At 65.1% G+C, this 18,674-nt stretch carries 14 protein-coding genes; 11 read left to right on the top strand and 3 right to left on the bottom strand.

Annotation, left to right across the window (positions count from 1 at the left end; all coding sequences use genetic code 11):
- Window positions 1-214: 214 nt before the first annotated feature.
- Window positions 215-1,546 (top strand): PQQ-dependent sugar dehydrogenase, encoded by a 1,332-nt coding sequence (locus IQ16_RS38880; protein WP_018646139.1) that lies wholly within the window; start codon window positions 215-217, stop codon window positions 1,544-1,546.
- Window positions 1,547-1,728: 182 nt separating this feature from the next.
- Here IQ16_RS38880 and IQ16_RS38885 read toward each other — a convergent pair whose 3' ends face one another.
- Window positions 1,729-2,529, bottom strand: a complete 801-nt coding sequence (locus IQ16_RS38885) for an SDR family NAD(P)-dependent oxidoreductase (protein ID WP_018646140.1) — start codon at window positions 2,527-2,529, stop codon at window positions 1,729-1,731.
- Between the two features lie 249 nt (window positions 2,530-2,778).
- Here IQ16_RS38885 and IQ16_RS38890 point away from each other — a divergent pair, with 249 nt between their 5' ends.
- From IQ16_RS38890 to cyoD, 4 genes are read left to right on the top strand one after another with little or no spacing between them, the layout of a single operon-like run.
- Window positions 2,779-3,612, top strand: coding sequence for a cytochrome ubiquinol oxidase subunit II family protein (locus IQ16_RS38890; RefSeq protein WP_018646141.1), 834 nt, complete (start codon window positions 2,779-2,781; stop codon window positions 3,610-3,612).
- Window positions 3,602-5,602, top strand: a complete 2,001-nt coding sequence (gene cyoB, locus IQ16_RS38895; protein ID WP_026312478.1) for a cytochrome o ubiquinol oxidase subunit I — start codon at window positions 3,602-3,604, stop codon at window positions 5,600-5,602. The genes IQ16_RS38890 and cyoB overlap by 11 nt, the downstream gene beginning before the upstream one ends.
- Window positions 5,602-6,243, top strand: a complete 642-nt coding sequence (locus IQ16_RS38900) for a cytochrome (ubi)quinol oxidase subunit III (protein ID WP_018646143.1) — start codon at window positions 5,602-5,604, stop codon at window positions 6,241-6,243. The genes cyoB and IQ16_RS38900 overlap by 1 nt, the downstream gene beginning before the upstream one ends.
- The gene (cyoD, locus tag IQ16_RS38905) at window positions 6,240-6,629 is read left to right on the top strand and encodes a cytochrome o ubiquinol oxidase subunit IV (RefSeq protein WP_018646144.1); all 390 of its coding nucleotides are present in this window, start codon (window positions 6,240-6,242) and stop codon (window positions 6,627-6,629) included. Before IQ16_RS38900 ends, cyoD begins: the two co-directional genes overlap by 4 nt.
- A 213-nt stretch (window positions 6,630-6,842) precedes the next feature.
- Here the strand turns inward: cyoD and IQ16_RS38910 are convergent, their stop codons facing one another.
- A complete protein-coding gene (locus IQ16_RS38910; RefSeq protein ID WP_018646145.1) occupies window positions 6,843-7,631 on the bottom strand; it encodes a thermonuclease family protein in 789 nt (262 codons plus the stop codon).
- Between the two features lie 200 nt (window positions 7,632-7,831).
- Here IQ16_RS38910 and IQ16_RS38915 point away from each other — a divergent pair, with 200 nt between their 5' ends.
- The 4 genes from IQ16_RS38915 to IQ16_RS38930 all read left to right on the top strand — a co-directional run bounded on the left by IQ16_RS38915 (window position 7,832) and on the right by IQ16_RS38930 (window position 12,792).
- Window positions 7,832-9,430: a GMC family oxidoreductase gene (locus IQ16_RS38915; RefSeq protein ID WP_018646146.1), complete on the top strand. Its 1,599-nt coding sequence runs from the start codon at window positions 7,832-7,834 to the stop codon at window positions 9,428-9,430.
- A gap of 7 nt (window positions 9,431-9,437) precedes the next feature.
- Window positions 9,438-9,887 carry a hypothetical protein gene (locus IQ16_RS38920; RefSeq protein WP_018646147.1) on the top strand — a complete coding sequence of 150 codons (450 nt, stop codon included), beginning with the start codon at window positions 9,438-9,440 and terminating at the stop codon, window positions 9,885-9,887.
- A 102-nt stretch (window positions 9,888-9,989) separates the two neighbouring features.
- The gene (locus IQ16_RS38925) at window positions 9,990-11,009 is read left to right on the top strand and encodes a S1C family serine protease (protein WP_018646148.1); all 1,020 of its coding nucleotides are present in this window, start codon (window positions 9,990-9,992) and stop codon (window positions 11,007-11,009) included.
- Between the two features lie 58 nt (window positions 11,010-11,067).
- On the top strand, window positions 11,068-12,792 hold the full coding sequence (locus IQ16_RS38930) for an FAD-dependent oxidoreductase (RefSeq protein WP_018646149.1): 1,725 nt from the start codon (window positions 11,068-11,070) through the stop codon (window positions 12,790-12,792).
- Window positions 12,793-13,050: 258 nt separating this feature from the next.
- On the opposite strand, the gene IQ16_RS38940 is transcribed toward IQ16_RS38930, so the two are convergent.
- Window positions 13,051-16,527, bottom strand: a complete 3,477-nt coding sequence (locus tag IQ16_RS38940; RefSeq protein ID WP_018646150.1) for an indolepyruvate ferredoxin oxidoreductase family protein — start codon at window positions 16,525-16,527, stop codon at window positions 13,051-13,053.
- 166 nt (window positions 16,528-16,693) lie between these two features.
- Between IQ16_RS38940 and IQ16_RS38945 the strand changes: the two genes are divergently transcribed.
- Together IQ16_RS38945 and IQ16_RS38950 are read left to right on the top strand one after the other, a co-directional pair.
- Window positions 16,694-17,659, top strand: coding sequence for a hypothetical protein (locus tag IQ16_RS38945; RefSeq protein ID WP_018646151.1), 966 nt, complete (start codon window positions 16,694-16,696; stop codon window positions 17,657-17,659).
- A 310-nt stretch (window positions 17,660-17,969) separates the two neighbouring features.
- Window positions 17,970-18,668, top strand: coding sequence for a cysteine hydrolase family protein (locus IQ16_RS38950; RefSeq protein WP_018646152.1), 699 nt, complete (start codon window positions 17,970-17,972; stop codon window positions 18,666-18,668).
- The last annotated feature ends 6 nt before the right edge of the window (window positions 18,669-18,674 follow it).

The following is an 18,674-nucleotide window of genomic DNA, read 5'->3' on the forward strand; positions in this document are numbered from 1 at the left end:
TGACGCCGCAGCTTTGATGACCGCAACCGGCGGCCGCCGCCCCTGCAATGTGTCGCACCGATCAGCCGCATTTTCCAGTATGATGGGCTGCGGCTGATGCACATCGTGCGGGCATGAGCTGATGTGGGATTCGGCAGGCGTTTGACCTGCCGCAGAACGTTTGCGGGTCGACCAACGTTGACGTTGGCGACGTGCAGGCCGGGAGGATGGCGACGTGAAGAACAGGATTTCGTCCGTGGCGATGTCCGCGAGGTTGCTGGTCGTTGTTGCGTCTGGCGTGCAGGCCGACCCGGTGCTGCAGGGCAAGGACGCCTATGGCGATTGGCGGGCCGACAAGCCCGGCGCGGTCAGGCTAATCCGGCCGCAGGACCTCGCCAGGCCCAATGCGACGCCGTCGGTTGCCAGCTTCTCGCGCGTGGTGCCGCGGCCTTCGCAGGCATCGCTCCTGGTGCCGGCCGGCTTCAAGATCGAGCTGTTCGCCGAAGGCTTGCGCGCGCCGCGCATCATCAGGGTCGCGCCGAACGGCGATGTCTTCGTCGCGGAAACGCGGGCCGGCACCATTCGCGTGCTACGCACTGGGGAGGGCGGCAAGGTCGCGACCAACGAGGTGTTTGCGAGCGGCTTGAAGCAGCCGTTCGGCATCGCCTTCTTTCCAAATGGCGACAACCCGCAATGGGTCTATGTCGCCAACACCGACAGCGTCGTCCGCTTTCCCTATCAGGCCGGCGATCTCAAGGCGCGTGGCAAGGCGCAGACGATCGTGGTGAGCCTGCCGCATGACGGCGGCCATTCCACGCGCGATATCGTCTTCACACCGGACGACAAGCGCATGCTGGTGTCGGTGGGTTCGCTCAGCAATGTCGCCGAGGGCATGGGAACGCCGCCGGGCGGAATGGGTGCCTGGTCGAAAGCGCAGCCGCTCGGCGCGGCCTGGGCGAGCGAGACGGAGCGCGCCACCGTGCTGGCCTTCAATCCCGATGGCAAGGAGCGGAAGATCTACGCCACCGGCATCCGCAACTGCGTCGGGCTCGCGGTCCAGCCGCAGACCGGTCTGCCCTGGTGCTCGACCAACGAGCGCGACGGCCTCGGCGACGATCTCGTGCCCGACTATGTGACGAGTGTGAAGGAAGGCGCGTTCTACGGCTGGCCGTGGTTCTATATCGGCGGCAACGAAGACCCGCGCCATGCCGGCGCGCGGCCTGATATCAAGGACAAGGTGACGGTCCCCGACGTGCTGATTCAGCCGCACTCGGCCTCGCTCGGCATGACGTTCTACCAGGGCACGCAATTTCCATCGGAGTACCAGGGCGACGCTTTCGCCGCCGAGCACGGCTCCTGGAACCGCTCCAAGCGCACCGGCTACAAGGTGATCCGCATCCGGATGAAGGACGGCAAGCCGACCGGCGAGTACGAGGATTTCGTCACGGGGTTTGTGCTGAGCGACACGGAAGTGTGGGGCAGGCCGGTGGGCGTGGCGGTGGCGAAGGATGGGTCGCTGCTGGTGTCGGAGGATGGCAACGGCACGATCTGGCGGGTGACGCACTGATCTTACCCTCCCCTGGAGGGGGAGGGTCGATCGCGCGCAGCGCGAGCGGGGTGGGGTGATCTCTCCACACGGAAACTGTTGGACGGGGAGGGACCTTCACCCCACCCCGCTGCGCATTCCGCTTCGCTACATGCGCACCGACCCTCCCCCTCCAGGGGAGGGTAAGAGCAGCATGCTCGCTTCTACCCCCGCCTCACGCTGGCGCCGCCATCCACCGGCAGCGTCACGCCCGTGATGAAGCCCGCCTCGTCCGACGCCAGAAACAGCGCGGCGTTCGCGACGTCCCAACCCGTTCCCATCTTCTTGCGCAGCGGCACCTTGCTGTCGCGCTCGGCTTCGACCTCGGCGCGGGTCTTGTGCCATTCGCGGGCGCGGGTATCGACCGCCATCGGCGTGTTCATCAGGCCGGGCAGGATGACGTTGGCGCGGATGCCGTATTCGGCGTTCTGGTAGGCGAGCTGTTCGGTGAAGGCGATCATCGCCGATTTGGTTGCCTTGTAGGCGACATAAGGATACGTCGTGATCGCCGCCATCGAGGAGATGTTGATGATGGCGCCGCTCTTTTGCGCGCGCATGATCGGGATCACCTCTTTCGCTGCGAGGATGCAGCTCTTCAGGTTGATGGCGACGACGCGGTCGAAGGCCTCCTCGGTGAGTTGAAGCAGCTCGGCATCGCCGCCGGACAGGCTGACGCCGACATTGTTGTGCAGCACGTCAATCCGGCCCCAGCGCATTTGCGCGTCCGCGACCATTGCCTTGATGTCGGCTGACTTGGTCACGTCGGCCTTGAAGGCCGCGGCGGTACCGCCTTTTGCGGTGACCATCGCAACCGTTTCCTGCGCCGACTCCAGGTGGTGATCGACGCACAGCACCTTGGCGCCTTCGCGCGCGAAGGTCAGCGCGGTGGCGCGGCCATTGCCCATGCCTTCGCCCGGGCTCTGGCCGGCGCCGACGACGATGGCAACCTTGTCCTTCAAGCGCATTTCAGCTCACTCCCTGGATCGGTACATCTCATTATTTTCGTGCAGATTAGCAATCGACCAGACCGGCGAGAAGGGCGCCGCTCCTGCGTTCATGTCATTGACATCACATGGAATTGCATGCTGCGGCCGGCTCAACGGGCATGGCTCCCCTTGCGGTTCAGGAACCGTTCCGAAGTCGCGGCGTTTGTTGCGGAGCCTTTTCCGCGCTAGGCTCTCTCCCGGGGCTTCCCAATCGCCAGTGGCTTGCCGATGAATCTGCTCGACCCACAAGGGCCCGTGGCTGCGGCCAACAGCACCATCCTGGTCGATTCCGTCTTCATCATGCTCGTGATCGTGGTGCCGACCATCGTCGCGATCCTGGCCTTTGCGTTCTGGTTTCGCGCATCCAATACAAAAGCGCGCTTCCAGCCGGACTTCGTCTATTCCGGCCGCGTCGAAATGGTGGTGTGGTCGATACCTGCGCTGACCGTCATCCTGCTCGGCGGTGTCGCCTGGATCGGCTCGCACCAGCTCGATCCCGCCGCGCCCGTCCCGGGGACCGGCAGTCCGGTGCGCATCCAGGCCGTCTCGCTCGACTGGAAATGGCTGTTCATCTATCCGGACCAGCGCATCGCCACCGTCAACACGCTGACGGTGCCGGCCGGCGCCGAGCTGAATTTCCAGCTGACGTCGTCGAGCGTGATGAACACGTTCTTCATCCCGCAGCTCGGCAGCATGATCTACACCATGAACGGCATGGTGACGCGGCTGAACCTGCGCGCGGACAACGAGGGCAAGTTGCAAGGCCTGTCGGCGCATTTCTCCGGCGACGGCTTTCCCGACATGATGTTCGACGTCAACGTGATCTCGCCGCTGGCGTTTCCCGACTGGGTCGCGACCACGGCGAAGAGCGATGCCGTGCTGAACGAGGCCAGCTACAAGGCATTGATGCAGCAGGGCATCGAGCGGGGCCGGCCGACCTACCGCCTGGAAGACCCGCGTCTGTTCGACCTGATCGCAACCCAGCACATTCCGCCGGGGCCTGGCCCCGAGCTGATATCGGCTGCCGGCCGGTCGCACAGTGGAGGCCACGATGCTCGGTAAGCTCGACTGGTCGGCCATTCCGTTCGATCAGCCCATTCCGCTCGTCGCGGGCGCGGTGGTGCTGGTTGCGATCCTCGCCGTGCTGATCTGGGTCGTGGTGAAGGGACATCTGCCTTATCTCTGGGATGAATGGATCACCAGCGTCGATCACAAGCGCATCGGCGTCATGTACATCCTGCTCGCCTCGGTGATGCTGCTGCGCGGCGGCAGCGACGCCATCATGATGCGAATCCAGCAGGCGGTCGCCTACCAGTCGCAGGGCTATCTGCCGCCGGAGCACTACAACCAGATCTTCTCGGCGCACGGCACCATCATGATCTTCTTCGTGGCGATGCCGTTCGTGATCGGGTTGATGAACCTCGTCGTGCCGCTCCAGCTCGGCGTCCGCGACGTCGCGTTTCCGACGCTCAATTCGGTCGGCTTCTGGCTGACCGCGACCGGTGCGCTGCTGGTCAATATCTCGCTGGTGGTCGGCGAGTTCGCACGCACCGGCTGGCTCGCGTTTCCGCCACTCTCCGGACTGTCCTATTCACCCGGCGTCGGCGTCGACTATTACGCCTGGTCATTGCAGATCTCCGGCGTCGGCACACTGGTCGCCGGCATCAACCTCGTCACGACGGTGCTGAAGCTGCGCACCAGGGGCATGAACTATCTGCGCATGCCGATGTTCTGCTGGACCACACTGGCCTCGAACCTCTTGATTGTCTCAGCGTTCCCGATCCTCACCGCGACGCTCGCGATGCTGCTGCTCGACCGCTACCTCGGCTTTCACTTCTTCACCAACGAAGCCGGCGGCAACGTCATGATGTTCATGAACCTGATCTGGGCCTGGGGACATCCGGAGGTCTACATCCTCGTGCTGCCGGCCTTCGGCATCTTCTCCGAGGTGGTGTCGACCTTCTCGGGCAAGGCGCTGTTCGGCTATCGCTCGATGGTGCTCGCGACCATGGCGATCTGCGTCGTCTCCTTCATGGTCTGGCTGCACCATTTCTTCACCATGGGCGCAGGGCCGGATGTGAATGCCATCTTCGGCATCGCCAGCATGATCATCGCGATACCGACCGGCGTGAAGATCTACAACTGGCTGTTCACGATGTATGGCGGCCGCATCCGCTTCGCGACTCCGATGCTGTGGTCGGTCGGCTTCATGGTCACCTTCATCATCGGCGGATTGACGGGCGTGCTGGTCGCGGTGCCGCCGGCGGACTTCATGCTCCACAACAGCATGTTCCTGGTCGCCCACTTCCACAACGTCATCATCGGCGGCGTGCTGTTCGGGGCCTTTGCCGGCTTCGAATACTGGTTTCCGAAGGCGTTCGGCTTCCGCCTCGACGAGCGCTGGGGCAAGGCCGCATTCTGGTTCACCTTCACAGGCTTCTACGTCACCTTCATGCCGCTCTACATCGCCGGCATGCTCGGCATGACCAGGCGCCTGCAGCATTACGACGTCGCGGCCTGGCGGCCCTGGATGATCGTCGCGGCAATCGGAATGGCCGTGCTGTCGATCGGGGTGATCTGCCAGATCATGCAGCTCGTGGTCAGCATCCGCAATCGCGAGGCGCTACGCGACCGCACCGGCGATCCCTGGGACGGCCGCTCGCTGGAATGGGCGACGTCCTCGCCGCCGCCGGTGTTCAATTTTGCCTTCCATCCCGATGTTCGCGGTGAGGATGCCTATTGGGATATGAAGACCCGCGCACAGCAGCAATCGTTCGAGCATGACGTGCCCGAATATCAGGACATCGAGATGCCCCGGAACTCGCCGACCGGATTCATCTGCGCGTTCTTTGCCTCGATCATGGGCTTTGCGCTGATCTGGCATATCTGGTGGATGGTGATCCTGGGCGGCCTCGGCGCGTTCGCGACATTTGTCGTGTTCGCCTGGCGCGACCATGACGAATACGTCATTCCGGCCGAAGAGGTCGCCCGCATCGATCGGATCAATCTCGAGGAGCGGCGCAGCCTCGTCAGCATGGCGGGAGCGGTCTGATGTCGATGACAGCAGCCGTCGGCCATGCGCACGCCGATCCCCATCACATCGGGGTCGTCATCGAGCATCCCGGGCCCGCATCGAAGCGGATCGTCACTGCCTACGGTTTCTGGGTCTTCCTGCTCTCCGACATCGTGATGTTCTCCTGCTTCTTCGCGGCCTATGCGGTGCTGTCCGGCCAGACTGCCGGCGGCCCCAGCGGAGCAGAGATCTTCGAGCAGCGGAACGTCGCGATCGAGACGGTGTGCCTGCTGCTGTCGAGTTTTACCTGCGGCATGGCCAGCATTGCCGCCGACGTGCGCAACCGGTTCTGGTTCTATTTCGGCATGGCCGTGACCTGCGTGCTCGGCGTGATCTTCCTCGTCATCGAGTTCCGCGAATTCGCCGATCTCGTCGCGCGCGGCTATGGCCCCTCGCGCAGCGCCTTCCTGACGTCGTTCTTCTCGCTGGTCGGCTGCCACGGCCTGCACGTCTCCGCCGGCGTGCTCTGGCTGCTCACCATGATGGCTCAGGTCTTCGCGAAAGGCTTTCGCGCCGACGTGTTGCGGCGGATGATGTGCTTTGCGCTGTTCTGGCACGCACTCGACATCATCTGGGTCGGGGTGTTTTCCGTCGTCTACCTGCTTGGGGGTGCCCCATGAGCGATCAGACGCATATTCCGACCGGGCACGATCTCGCGCCGGGCGAGGAAGAGCAGCACAGTGTCGGTGAGCGGATTCTGGGCTACGTCGTCGGTCTTGTTCTGGCGCTTTTGCTCACGGCGACGTCGTTCTTCATCGCCGGCACCGATCTGGTCTGGCAGCCTTCGATCCCGGTTGCGCTGATCGTGCTGGCGATCGCGCAGATGGGCGTGCATCTGGTGTTCTTCCTGCACATCACCACGGGCCCTGACAACACCAACAACGTGCTGGCGCTGGCGTTCGGGCTGCTGGTCGTCTTCCTCGTGGTCGGTGGCACCGTCTGGATCATGTCGCATCTGAACGGGAACATGCCGCCGATGGACCAGATCATGCGGATGCGGACGTAGGGACCCCCAAAAAGAAGAGCCGCTTGTTGTGACAAGCGGCCCAAGTCTAGGGAGGAAACGCCCGAGCAAAGACAATCCGATGAGGATCGTCTGCCAAGGAAGCGCTCGCGCAAAGCGCGTGCGCACTTTGATAAGTGCAGCAACTCCCGCCGAAGTTCAATTCCGGATCAATACGGTCTCGGACTACCACTCACGCGTGCGTGAAGGAATTTTTCACTTTGGCCGGCGGCAATTATAGGCCTTGCGGAAGCCGGCGGCCTGGGCGTCGTCCTCGGAGCAGAACCAGCGGTCCGGCTTGGTGGTTGCGGGATAGCTCGGGCAGCCCCGCAAATGATAGATGCCGATATTGCCGGTGACGCGGGCGCGCACCGCGAGCTTGCCCTTGATGCTGCAGCTCGGCGGCATCGTCGGCTCGTCCGGGAACAGCACGGCGCGGATCTCCTTGTCGCGGTCGGAGCGGCAGGCGGCGCCCAGCAGCGCACCGTCCTTCTTGCCGCTGCGGAATTCTTGCGGCGCAACAAAGCAGCCCTTCCAGATCCCGGCCGAGGCGGTCTTCGCCTCGGCCGCCGCCGGCTTGACGTTCGCCTTGATCGGCTCGCGAGCGATGGCATAGCCGAGCTTGACCAGCTGCTCGTTCAAGGTCGCCTTGTCGCCCTCGGCCGTGCAGATGGCGCGGTGGCGTTTGCCAAAACTCTTTTCCGGCCCGACATCGTCGCAACGCACGGAGCGCTTGTTGATCAGCTTCGCCAGCTGGTCGCGGGCCTCGATGCCGCAGGTCCAGGGATCGGCGTGATCGTCGATGCAGACCTGGTCCAGTTCGGGCGCGTCGACGCCGTCGAGCCGGTAAGTGACGTCGCCGAGTTGGATGGAATTGCCGTCGCGGGCCGTCGCGGCAGCGGTCAGGGCGGAGGCCGGCTCGGAAGACGCCAGAACTCCGGACAAGACAAAAAACAAAACGAGCGCAAAAGCGCGGGCGGCGGCAAAGAAATTTCGAAAGGACATGCGGTCTCGCTATCGATGGCTCGTGCGCCCTGTTCCTAGCATCCGGACGTGGCGATACCAATGGTCTGCGCCCTGCGAAGTGCGACATTCCGGGCCGACGGCTTTACTCGGCCGCAGCTCTGACCCTATCGTTTGCCGGCCTCGCGGAGCGCGAAAGGCCGAATCGCCCGGTAAGCGGCGAGGGGGAGGAAAAGGTTGCGATGAAAGACCCCGTGGACGTCCTGATCATCGGCGCCGGCGCATCGGGCGCGGCGGTGGCGTGGTCGCTGGCCGAAACCAAGATGCACATCGTCTGCCTGGAGCAGGGCGGCTGGATGAACCCGGCGGAATATCCCAGCACGGGCCGGGACTGGGAGGCCAAGTTCTACGGGGAGTGGTCGTCGAGCCCCAACGTCCGCGGCCGGCCCGAGGACTATCCGATCAATGACGACGATTCGCCGATCAAGGTCGTCAACTACAATGCTGTCGGCGGCTCGACGGTGATGTACACCGCGCACTGGCCGCGGCTGCACCCTTCCGATTTCAAGGTGAAGACGCTCGACGGCGTCGCCGACGACTGGCCGATCGATTACGATGCACTGACCCCGTTCTTCGAAGAGAACGACCGCATGATGGGCACGTCGGGCCTGTCGGGGGATCCGCTGTCGCCGCTAACGCACCCGCCGATGCCGCAGCAGCCGATGGGCTTGTCCGGCGCCATCATCGGCAAGGCCATGAACGAGCGCGGCTGGCACTGGTGGCCGTCGGACACGACGGTCGCGACCATGGACTATGAGGGCCGGGCGCGCTGCATCAATCTCGGCCATTGCACGCCGGCCTGCGCGCAAGGCGCAAAATCCTCCACCGACATCACCTATTGGCCGCATGCGATCCGCGCCGGCGTCGAGCTGCGCACCCATTGCCGCGTGCGCGAGATCACCACCGACGAGAACGGCATGGCCTCGGGCGTGGTCTATTACGACAAGGACGGTGTCGAGCAGTTTCAGCCCGCGCATGTCGTCATCATCGCCTGCAACGGCGTCGGCACGCCGCGGCTGCTGCTGAACTCGGCGTCCGGCCGCTTCCCGAACGGCCTTGCCAATTCGTCCGGCCTCGTCGGCAAGAATTTGATGTTCCACCCCTATGCGCAGATCTACGGCTATGTGAAGGAGCCGACCGATAGCAACCGTGCGCCGCCGACCTGCCTTTGGAGCAAGGAATGGTACGACACCGACCTGTCGCGCGGTTTCGTGCGCGGCTACGGCGTCCAGTTCGTGCGCGGAGCAGGGCCCGTGTTCGAGGCCGTCGTCAGCGAGCAGAAGGGCATTCTGCCCTGGGGCGAGGATCATCATCGCGTCTTCCGCAAGCTCAACGGCCATCGCCTAGGCTTCTCCGCGATCTGCGAGGACCTGCCGGAGGAGCACAATCGCGTCACGCTCGATCCGGTTCTGAAGGACAGCCACGGCATTCCCGCGCCGAAGATCGACTACACCATCAGCGAGAACAGCCGGAAGATGATGGAGCATGCGCTGGCGCGCGGCCGGGAGTTTCTCGAGACGGCGGGAGCGAGCGACATCTGCGTCAACTCGCCGATCCCGTGGGGCGGCTGGCATCTGCTCGGCACGGCGCGGATGGGCACCGACCCCGAGCGCTCCGTCGTCAACGAATGGGGCCGCGCGCACGACGTGAAGAACCTCTTCATCGTCGACGGCAGCATCTTCGTCACCTCGGGCGGGGTGAACCCGACCTCCACCATCCAGGCCCTCGCGCTCTACATCGCCGACCAGATGAAGCAGCGCCTCGCCAATTTGTTCGACTGAGGCCGCCATGTCCGCAGACAATTCGCTTACGCGCGCCCAATGCAACAACCTCCGCACTGTCGCGGCGATGATCGTGCCCGCCAGCGACGAATACAAAGTCCCCGGCGCCGATGATCCTGCGATCCAGGCCGATATTCTTGCGACCCTCGGCCGCGACACCAAATTGGTGGTGGCGGCGCTGGACCACCTCGCAGACCTGGCAGGAGGACTGCTCACGGAGCTCGATGCCGACAGGCGCGATGCCGTGGCGCTGGTGTTTCGCAAGCACGGTGGTGCGGCGGCCGCAACGCTCGTTCGCGTTGTCCTGCAATGCTACTACCGCGACGACCGCGTGCTGCGTTCGCTCGGGCTGGAGCTGCGGGCGCCATTCCCGAAGGGCCATGTGCTTCCGGACGGCGACTGGTCGCTGCTCGACCCGGTCAAGGCGCGGGCGGGCACGCTGCGGCGCGCGCCCTAGCCAGTTGGGCAGTCCACTGGGCAGCCCAGCCCTGCGCCCCAGACGGTCCCTTGCGCTGGAGGGAACAGGCCACCATCTGTGTGAGCCTCAAGGACTCCTACCATGCTGGATTTCACATCAGATATCGCCGGTGACGCCCCGTCATCGCGAACGGCGGCGGCTGCCCCGGCTGACGACCGGGCGCTGCTGGACGCCTATTCCAATGCCGTGATCGACGTCACCGACCGCGTCGGCCCTGCCGTCGTGCGCGTCGAGACCGGACCAAAAGTGCCGAACGGCCGCGAGCGCGGCGGGCTGGGCTCAGGCATCGTGATCTCGCCTGACGGGCTTGTCCTCACCAACAGCCACGTGGTCGGCACGTCGAAGGAGATCCGGCTGCGGGATGTCGAGGGCCATGTCGGCGATGCCCGGGTGCTCGGCGTCGATCCCGACACCGATCTTGCGCTGCTGCGCGCCAATGGCGTGCGCGATCTGCCCTATGCCGCGCTCGGCAATTCCAAGACCTTGCGGCGTGGCCAGCTCGTGATCGCGATCGGCAACCCGCTCGGCTTCGAGTCGACCGTGACCGCCGGCGTGGTTTCGGCGCTCGGGCGCTCGATCCGTTCAGTGAGCGGGCGCACCATCGAGGACGTGATCCAGACCGATGCCGCGCTCAATCCCGGCAATTCCGGCGGGCCGCTGGTCTCCTCGAAAGCCGAGGTGATCGGCATCAACACGGCCATCATCAACGGCGCGCAGGGCATCTGCTTTGCGGTCGCCAGCAACACCGCGCAATTCGTGCTGTCGGAGATCATCCGCCACGGCTATGTCCGCCGCGCCTATATCGGCGTCGCCGGGCAGACCGCGCCGGTCCCGCGGCGGCACGCGGTCGTGGCCGGCGTCGAGAACAAGATGGGCGCGCTGTTGATGCAGATCGAGCCGGACGGCCCCGCGGCGAAGGCGGGCCTGTTGCCCGGCGACGTCGTGATCAGGCTCGATGGCGTCGAGATCAACGGCGTCGACGATCTGATCCGCGTGCTCGACCGCGACCGGATCGGCCGGCGGCTTGCCATGGACGTGCTGCGGCTCGGCCGTCTGCGGGCGATCGACATCGACCCGATCGAGCGCAAGCCAGCCCGCTAGCTGCGGGCCGGTCGGAAGGGTATTACGGTGTCATGCCCCGCTTTCGGACACCTGCCGCATGATGCCGGCGCACGAGATCTACGACGTCATTGTCGTCGGCGCCGGTGCCGGTGGCATGACGGCGGCGGCCGTTGCGGCTGTCGCAGGCCTGCGCGTGCTGGTCATCGAGAAAACCGCTTTTGTCGGTGGTACCACCGCGTGGTCCGGCGGCATGGTCTGGATTCCCGCCAATCCCAAGATGAAAGAGGCAGGGCTCTCGGACAGCATCACAGACGCCGTCCGGTATCTGTCGAGCACGGTGCCTGAAGCTGCCAATGCGGGCTTGCGCGCCGCTTTCCTCGCGCGCGGGCCGGAGGCGGTCGCCTGGCTCGAAGCCAACACCGAGGTGCGGCTCCAGCCCGTGAAGGTCTATCCGGACTATTATCCGGAACGGCTGGGTGCAACATCGGGCGGCCGCGTGCTGGAGCCGGTGGCTTTCGACGGCACGCGGCTTGGTCGGGCTTTCGCGCGGCTGCGGCCGCCGCTGCCGGAGTTCACGCTGTTCGGCGGGATGATGGTCAACCGGCTCGACATTCCGCATCTGCGGCGTGTCGGAAAATCGCTGCGCTCGACCCTGCGCGCGGCGCGGCTTGTTTCTGCATACGCGTTGCAGCGCCTGCGCAGCCCGCGCGGCACGACGCTGCATCTCGGCAATGCGCTCGCCGCGCGGCTATACGCCTCGCTGCTGGCGCGGCAGGTCGAGATCCTTTTCAGCGCCGATGTCGAAGATCTGTCGATGCAAGGCGATCGCGTCGCGGGCGTGGTGATCCGCCACGGCGCCCGTGATCGTCTGATCGCAGCGCGACGCGGCGTGGTGCTGGCGACCGGTGGCTTCTCGCATGACGCGACGTTGCGCAAACGCTTCTTCCCGCCTGCCGCCGGATTCGTCTCGGCGACCAACACAGCAGGCACTGGTGATGGGCTTCGGCTTGCGGCGACGGCCGGTGCTGCCCTCAACACGGACGCGACCAGCCCGGCCTATTGGGTGCCCGCCTCGCTGTTCCGCCGCGCCGACGGCAGCCGCGGCGTGTTTTCGCACACGGTGACCGACCGCGCCAAGCCCGGCGTGATCGCCGTGAATGCGGCGGGCCGCCGCTTCGTCAACGAGGCGCTGTCCTACCACGAGTTCGTGTTCGCGATGCTGCGTGATGGCAATGGCGAGCCGGACCGGCCGTTTTACCTGATCTGCGACCGCGCGTTCCTGTGGGCTTATGGTCTCGGTCGCATCAAGCCGTTCACGCGCAGTGTTCGGCGCTATGTGGCGAGCGGCGAGTTGGTCGAGGCGCCTGACATCGCGCGGCTGGCGGCGGAGATTGGCATCAAGCCGTCGACGCTCTCGGCGACGATTGCGAGCTACAACGAAGCTGCGAAGGAAGGGCGCGATCCCGAATTCGGCCGCGGCAGCACCGTCTATCAGCGCCACCTCGGCGATGCCGCGCACAAGCCGAACCCCTGTGTTGCGCCGATCGTGCGCGCGCCGTTCTTCGCGATGCGCATCCATCCCGCCGATCTGGGCACGGCGATCGGCATGAAGGTGGATGCGCAGGCCCGCGTGCTGCGCGAGGACGGCACGCCGATCGCGGGCCTCTACGCCTGCGGCAACGACATGGGCTCGATCATGAACGGCAATTATCCGGGGCCCGGGATCACGCTCGGCCCGGCGCTGACGTTCGGGTATATCGCGGGACGGCATCTGGCGGAGGGGGCGACGATAGCGCCGAGTGCCGCGAAGGCGTCGCTCTAGCAATTATCACCGCTGTCATGCCCCGCGAAGGCGGGGCATCCAGTACGCCGCGGCTCTCGATTCAATCACAACCGTCTCGGAGTACTGGATCGCCCGCCTTCGCGGGCGATGACAGCGCGTGTGAGTCGAGCGCGTGCCACAATCTCCGTCATTGCGAGCGCAGCGAAGAAATCCAGATTTTGGCCGCAGTGGCAGTCTGGATTGCTTCGTCGCAAGGGCTGCTCGCAATGACGTGTGGAGAGAGCGCGCGCCTATTCGCTACTCCGCCGCCGCCGCAAAGCGGCTGTTCTCCAGCTCAGCTTCCAGCCGCGCCGTTTCGGTCGCCGCCAGCTTGACGTTGGCTTCCTTGACGTGGCCGAAGCCGCGGATGCTTTCGGGCACGCGCGCGAGCCGTGCCAGCAGCGGGATCTGCTCCGCCTTCAGCCCGGCGATCCGCTCATCGATCATCGCCAGATAATCCTCGATCAGCTTCCGCTCGTTCCGCCGCTCCTCGGTGCGTCCGAACGGATCGAACGCGCCGCCGCGCAGGAATTTCAGCCTCGCCAGCACGCGGAAGGCGTGGATCATCCAGCTGCCGAACTCCTGCTTCTGCAGACGCCCGGTCGCCTTGTCGCGCTTGGCGAAGATCGGCGGCGCCAAATGGTATTTCAGCGTGAAGTCGCCGTCGAACTTCTCCGACACCTTCTGCGCAAAGCTGCCGTCGGTATAGAGCCGCGCGACCTCGTACTCGTCCTTATACGACATCAGCCTGAACAGGTTCTTCGCCACAGCTTCCGCCAGCTCAGTGGACGCGGGCGATGCCGCGCTCTCCGCCTTGCGCACCTTGGCAACCGCGGCGAGATAGCGATCGGCGTAGGCCTTGTCCTGATACCCGGTCAGGAATTCCGCGCGCGTCGCGATGATGTCGTCGAGCGATTTCACCGGCGCTGCGGCCCGGGCCTTGAACTGCAGCACGCTGCGCACCCGCGACATGTCGTGGGCGGCAAGGCGGCCCCAGGTGAAGGCGAGCTTGTTCATCTCGATCGCGGCGCCGTTGATCTCGATGGCGCGGAGCAGGGCCTCCAGCGACAGCGGGATCGCGCCCTTCTGGAAGGCGAAGCCGAGCATGAAGGGATTGGTCGCGATGCTGTCGCCCATCAGCGCGGCGGCGATGCCCGTGGCGTCGATGATATCGAGGTTCTTGTCGCCGATGGCGTCGCGCAGCACGGTCTGCATCGTGCCCATCTCGAAATCGAGATCGGGATTCTGCACGAAGCTCGCGGTCGGCTGCAAATCGGCGTTGATATAGGCCTTGGTCACGCCGCGCTCGGCGCGGCTCAGCGCAGTCGGCCCGGCCGAGACGATCATGTCGCAGCCGAGGATGACGTCGGCGCCGCCGGTGGTGATGCGGACCGCCGAGATGTCCTCCGGCTTCGGCGCGATGCGGACATGGCTCATCACCGCGCCGTTCTTCTGCGACAGGCCGGTGAAGTCCAGCGCCGAGCAGCCGCGGCCGTCGACATGGGCGGCCATGCCGAGCAGGGCGCCGATGGTGATGACGCCGGTGCCGCCGATGCCGGTGACGAGAATGTTGTAGGGTCCGTCGAGCTCACGCGCGGGCGGCAGCGGCAGATCGGCGAACAGCTGCCCGGAATCGACGGCCGAAGTCTTCATGCGCTTCAGCGAACCGCCATGGACGGTGACGAAGCTCGGGCAGAAACCCTCGACGCAGGAAAAGTCCTTGTTGCAGTTCGACTGGTCGATCTGGCGCTTGCGGCCGAATTCGGTTTCGAGCGGCTGTACCGAAACGCAGTTGGAGGCCTGCGAGCAGTCGCCGCAGCCTTCGCAGACCAGCTCGTTGATGAAGGCGCGCTTGGCGGGATCGGGATAAAGGCCGCGCTTGCGGCGGCGGCGCTTTTCCGCCGCACAGGTCTGGTCGTAGATGATGACCGTGAGACCCTTGATGTCGCGTAGCTCGCGCTGCACGGCGTCGAGCTCGCGGCGGTGATGGATGGTTGCGCCTTGCGGGAAGTAGTTGCCTTCAGGGTATTTGCCGGGATCGTCCGAGACGATCGCGAGGCGCTTGACGCCCTCGGCCCAGACCTGATGCGCGATCTGCGCGACGTTGAAGGCGCCTTCGGCCGGCTGTCCGCCGGTCATCGCGACGGCGTCGTTGTAGAGGATCTTGTAGGTGATGTTGATGCCGGAGGCGGAGGCGGCACGGAGCGCCAGCAGGCCCGAATGCGTATAGGTGCCGTCGCCGAGATTCTGGAAAATGTGCGTCTCGGTGGTGAAGGGCGACTGGCCGATCCAGTTCACGCCCTCGGCGCCCATGTGCGAGATCAGATCGGTGCGGCGGGTCGGCATGCTCAGGGCCATGCCGTGGCAGCCGATGCCGGCCATCGCGCGGCTGCCCTCGGGCACGCGCGTCGAGGAATTGTGCGGGCAGCCCGAGCAGAAGAAGGGCGTGCGCGCCAGCTTGATCGGCGCGCTCGTGGTGACGGGATTGTCGAATGCTTCGAGCCGCGCCAGGCGCTGCTCCAGCACCGGGCTGTGATGGCCGAGCTTGCGCAGCCGCGCGACGAGGGCGGAGGCAACGATCGTCGGCGTTAGTTCGCCCTCGCTCGGCAACAGCGGCGCGCCGCGCTCGTCGCGCTTGCCCGTGACGGTCGGACGCTTTGAAGCGTCGATGTTGTAGAGGATGCGCATCAGCTGGTCTTCGATGAAGCCACGCTTCTCCTCGACCACCAGCACGTCCTGCAGACCTTCGGCGAAACGCCTGGCGCCGCTTTCCTCCAGCGGCCAGGTCAGCGCGACCTTGTAGATGCGAAGGCCGAGGTCTTGCGCGTCCTTGTCGGTGATGCCGAGATCGGCGAGGGCCTGGCGCAGATCGAGATAGGCCTTGCCGGTCGCGACGATGCCGAGCCGCGCAGGTTTTGAATCGAGCACGATGCGGTCGAGCTGGTTGGCGCGGGCAAAGGCCTGCACCGCGGCCATCTTCGGGCCGAACAGGCGCCTCTCGGCGTCCAGCGGCGGATCGGGCCAGCGGATGTTGAGGCCGCCGGGCGGCATCTCGAAATCGTCGGGCAGCTTGATCTGGATACGCTCGGGATCACTATAGATCGACGCCGAACTCTCGACGGTCTCGCTGATCGCCTTGAAGCCGACCCAACAGCCGGAGAAGCGCGACAGCGCGAAACCGTAGAGGCCGAGGTCGAGATAATCCTGCAGCGTCGCCGGATTGATCACCGGAATCAGCGCCGCCGCGAACACCTGCTCGCTCTGATGTGCCAGCGTCGAGGATTGGCAACCATGGTCGTCGCCGGCGAGCGCGAGCACGCCGCCATTGAGAGAGGTGCCGGCCGCATTGGCGTGCTTGAGCGCATCGACCGAGCGGTCGACGCCGGGGCCCTTGCCGTACCAGATGCCGAACACCCCATCGACCTTGGCGCCGGGGAACAGGCCGACCTGCTGGCTGCCCCAGACCGCGGTCGCCGCGAGGTCCTCGTTCAGGCCGGGGACGAAGGCGATGTCCTGCTGTTGCAGGAATGACTTCGCGCGCCACAGCGCATGGTCGTACATGCCGAGCGGGGAACCGCGATAGCCGGAGATGAAGCCGCCGGTGTTGAGGCCTTGGAGCCGGTCGCGTTCGCGTTGCAACATGGGCAGGCGGACCAGGGCCTGCGTGCCGGACAGGAAGATCCGCTTCGATTCGAGCCGGTATTTGTCGTCCAGCTCGACCTGCATCAGCGTCATTTCGGAGGTCCTTGTTCTTCTTGGTTCGGCGGGGATTTTGCGCCGCGGAAAGAGAGGCGGCTTGCGAAGCGGGTGTTGCCAGTCAAAAGCATGGACGGGCGAAGTCAATATCGCTGGCCGCATCCGTGGCGGTCCTGTTAGTCATGGCTGCCTGTGGAGGAAAGCCATGACCGCAAACGCATTCGAGACCGAGATCACCGAGACCGCGGAGACGCTGATCGGCCCGTGGCGCAAGCCGCGCCAGATGCTGCAGGCGCAAACCTACGACGCGCACGCCTCCATCCATGACGATGCCACCGCCCAGAAGCTCGGCTTCAAGGGCGGTACCATCGAAGGCCCGACGCATTTCAGCCAGTTTGCCCCGCTCGGCGCGCGGCTCTGGGGGCAGGCCTGGTTCGAGAGCGGCTGCCTGTCCGCGCATTACCGCAGCGTCTGCTACGAGGGCGAGGAGGTGCAGGCGATCCTGTCGAAGCCATTGCCGGGCACAAGCCAATGCCAGGTCCAGATGGTCAAGCGCGACGGCACCGAGGTGCTGCGCGGCACGGCCTCAATCGGCGACGCTGCGGTTGCGACCGCGCTCGAGACCCGCCTCGGCGAGCTCAAGCCGCTGGCCGATCCCGTCATCCTGCGCGACGTCAAGGTGGCGCAGACGAGCAAGCGGCAGACGGTGAGGATGGCGTTCGACCAGAACATGGGTGACCTCTATCCGTTCTCCCTCAGGCAGAAGCTTGCCGTCATCACCGAGAGCTCGCCGTATTATTCGGGCGCGGACAATGCTTCTTCGAATCCTTGGCGCAAACCGATCATCCCGATGGAGATGCTGAGCGTGCTGTTCCAGTACCGCTCCAAGGAGGATCCGCTGCCGGCCAGGGGACCGGCCGTCGGCCTGTTTGCCGACCAGGAGATCCGCCTGATGAAGGGCCCACTCTTCGTCGACGAGGAATACGAAGTCGAGCGCGAAGTGGTCGCGCTCTCCGGCAGCCGTCGCACCGAAAGCGCCTGGGTGAAGACGCGCGTGTTCGACAAGGCGGGGACGGTGGTTGCGACGATGCTGCTCAACATGGCGACGCTGAAGGACTCGTATGCGCCGTATGAGAATGAGTATCGGCAGCTGTATGGGGCGGGGCGGTAGTCACTGCTCGTCATTCCGGAGCGACGCGAAGCGTCGAGCCCGGAATCCATTTCACTTCGCGTCTTGCTGCCCGATGGATTCCGGGCTCGCGACTTCGTCGCGCCCCGGAATGACGACGGAGGCCGCTCATCCTTTAAGCAAATGCACGTCGCAAAGCCGTCGCACAGGGAATAAGCAGGCGTCGATCGCTGACGTAACCTTCTGAGTACGCAACGATTTCTCTTGCGAACTGCTCGTTACCGCAATTGTACACAATGGCACGGCGCTTGCAGAACTCCTGGCAAAGAGAGTTCTCGCGGGGGCCTGCGTCATGTTGAACTCAGCCAAGCCGACACTGGGCGTCATCAACGCCGAGCCCGAGCCGATCAAGCTCGACTGGCCCGCCACCGCGCTCCTCATCATCGACATGCAGCGTGATTTCATGGAGCCCGGCGGCTTCGGCGAGACGCTCGGGAACGACGTCAGCCAGCTCGCGCGCGCGGTGGAGCCGATTGGCGCGGTGCTGAAGGCGGCGCGCGACACCGGCATGCTGGTGATCCACACCCGCGAAGGCCATCTGCCCGATCTCTCCGATGCGCCGCCTGCGAAAGTCGAGCGCGGCGCGCCGTCCTTGCGCATCGGCGATCCCGGCCCGATGGGCCGCATCCTCATTCGCGGCGAAGCCGGCCACGACATCATTCCCGAACTCTATCCGCTCGACAGCGAGGTCGTGATCGACAAGCCGGGCAAGGGCGCGTTCTACGCCACCGAGCTCACGGATGTGCTGGAGAAATACGGCATCGAGAATCTGCTCGTGTGCGGCGTCACCACCGAAGTGTGCGTCAACACCACGGTGCGCGAGGCCAATGACCGCGGCTATCGCTGCGTCGTCATCTCCGACGGCTGCGCATCCTACTTCCCCGAGTTTCACGAGATGGGCCTGAAGATGATCAAGGCCCAGGGCGGCATCTTCGGCTGGGTCGCGGACTCGGCCGCAGTTCTGGAGGCAATGAAGGTTTCGACCACATAGGGGTAT

Source organism: Bradyrhizobium huanghuaihaiense, from assembly GCF_007830635.1.
Taxonomy (GTDB): domain Bacteria; phylum Pseudomonadota; class Alphaproteobacteria; order Rhizobiales; family Xanthobacteraceae; genus Bradyrhizobium; species Bradyrhizobium huanghuaihaiense.